1 protein-coding gene and 1 pseudogene are annotated in these 2,186 nt (G+C 69.4%); both read left to right on the top strand.

Going from position 1 to position 2,186, the window contains the following annotated elements; translation table 11 throughout:
• Positions 1–170 precede the first annotated feature (170 nt).
• Positions 171–260: pseudogene (locus ACWC5O_RS45330) on the top strand (cell division protein CrgA); the annotation flags it as partial.
• A 121-nt stretch (positions 261–381) separates the two neighbouring features.
• Positions 382–2,186: ATP-dependent DNA helicase (locus ACWC5O_RS45325; protein WP_450781377.1), on the top strand; the 1,805-nt coding region annotated here is incomplete at its 3' end.

Genomic DNA, 2,186 nt, shown 5'->3' with positions numbered 1-2,186 from the left:
CTTGTGGGGAGTCGGCAGAATTGCTCAACGTACCCTTATCTCCACAGGCGCCGCGGAAGCACTACGCTAACGGACGCCCGGGGGAGGCGGTGGTCCCCCTCGCTCCAGCCCCTGGCGTCAAGCCACAGTTCCCTGCGCGGTCACGCAGCGCATCGACAGGAGAGTCCCTCGTGCCGAAGTCACGTATCCGCAAGAAGGCCGACTTCACGCCGCCGCCGGCGTCGAAGGCGACCAGCATCAAGCTGACCAACCGCAGCTGGCCAGGAGGTGCGCGACAAATACAGCTCCCGCCGCAAGGCGATCACGGCGAAGACCGCTGATCTGGCGGCCGCGTGGGAGGAGCGCAACGGCCGTGAGCCGGGTGCGCACGAGCTGGCGCGCATGGCCCAGTGGGCGAACCTGAACGAGCGGAAGAACAAGACCGAGGCCGTCCCGCGCGAGGAGCTGCTGCGCCGATGGGAGGCCGACATGGTGGCCGACACCCGCGAGTCACTGGCCGGGATTCCCGCTCAGGTGGAACGCGTCTCTGCGCAGTTGGAACGCGAGACTGCGCAGTTGGAACATCGCCAAGTCGATTTGGAATCAGGGTTGGAATTCGACCCGGAGGACGTCGTCCGGCGCGCGGTCGAGACCGTCCAGGACGAGAAGGCCGCATGGCGTCGCGCGGATCTCGTGGTGCAGATTTCCAAGGGACTGCCGGACTGCCTGGGCGGGTTGGAACGCCACCAGGTGACGGCCCTCGTCAACGAGTTGGCCGACGCTGCGCTGCAGCCGGGCGCGGACGCAGGAGTCATCCGGCTGACCGCGCCCAACTTGGTGCCGCTCCCGCAGGAGCTGCAGCGCGAAGACGGTCTCTCGGTCTACGCCCGCCACGGGGCCCGCCGTTACGCCACCGAGGCTCACCTGGAGCGCGAGGGCCGCATCATCGCCAAGGCCACCGAGCTCGGGGCACCGGTCGTGAGCCGCGAGGCGATCGAGCATGCCGCCGCCGGCGTGGGGCTCAACGAGGGCCAGGAGGCCGCGTTCCGCAGCATCCTCGGCTCGGGGCGCCGCATGGAAGTCGTCGCCGCCGCCGCTGGAACGGGAAAGAGCCGCCTGGCAGGCGCGATTCACGACGTATGGACGCAGGAAGTCGGCCCGGTCATCGGCCTGACAGTCAGCCAGCGCGCCGCCCGCGTGCTGTCCGACGAGGGCGTCGAGACCGCCGCGAACATCGCCAAGTTCCTGGACACGAACCGCCGCATCGAGGCGGGCAGCACCGTGTCCGACCAGGACCGAGCAGCCCACCAGCTGCAGCCGGGCCAGCTGGTGATGGTGGACGAGGCGTCCATGGCGGAGACCGGCCAGCTCGACGAGATCCGCCGCCACGCGGACCGCGCCGGAGCCAAGGTTATGTACGTGGGTGATGGAGCCCAGCTTTCCGCAGTGGGCTCCGGCGGCATGTTCGCCCAGCTGTCCGACCAGCTGCCCAACGTGCACAGGCTGGACGAGGTGATGCGCTTTTCCAGGGAGTGGGAACGGGACGCGTCGCTGGAACTGCGCAAGGGCAACCGCCAGGCCCTGGCCGCGTACGAGGACCGCGGGCGGCTGCGCGGCGGCACCCGCCAGGAGATGGTGGAAGCCGCCTACCAGTCGTGGCTGGCCGACCACATGAAGGGCCGGACCTCCCTGCTCATCGCCCCGACGAACGAGCAGTCGGACGAGCTCGCGGCCCGTGCCCGCGCCGACCTTGTGCGGCTCGGAGTCGTCCAGGACGAGGGCGTCGAACTGGGGCAGAACCGTGGTCTGACGGTTGGCGTGGGCGACATGATCCAGCTGCGGGACAACGACCGCCGCCTCACCACCGCCTCCGGTGAGCGCTTCGCGACGAACCGCGACGTCGTGCGCGTGCTGACCACCGAGGACGACGGGTCGGTGACCGTCGCTTACGACGACGGAGACACGCTCCAGCTCCCGCCCTCGTACGTTCAGGACCACGTAGACCTCGCGTACGCGGGCACCGTGCACGCCGCGCAGGGTCGCACAGTCGACACCTGCCACACCCTGGTTGAAGGAGCTGGAACGCGGGAATCGCTGTACGTCGCGATGACGCGCGGCCGCGATTCCAACACTGCCTACGTCGCCACCGATACGGCGGGCATGCCGCAGGAGCAGCGCCCCGACAAGCTCGCGGTGCTGACCCAGAC

Source organism: Streptomyces sp. NPDC001450, from assembly GCF_053597295.1.
The sequence above is the reverse complement of the archived record's forward strand: the minus strand, read 5'-3'. Positions and strand labels throughout refer to the sequence as shown.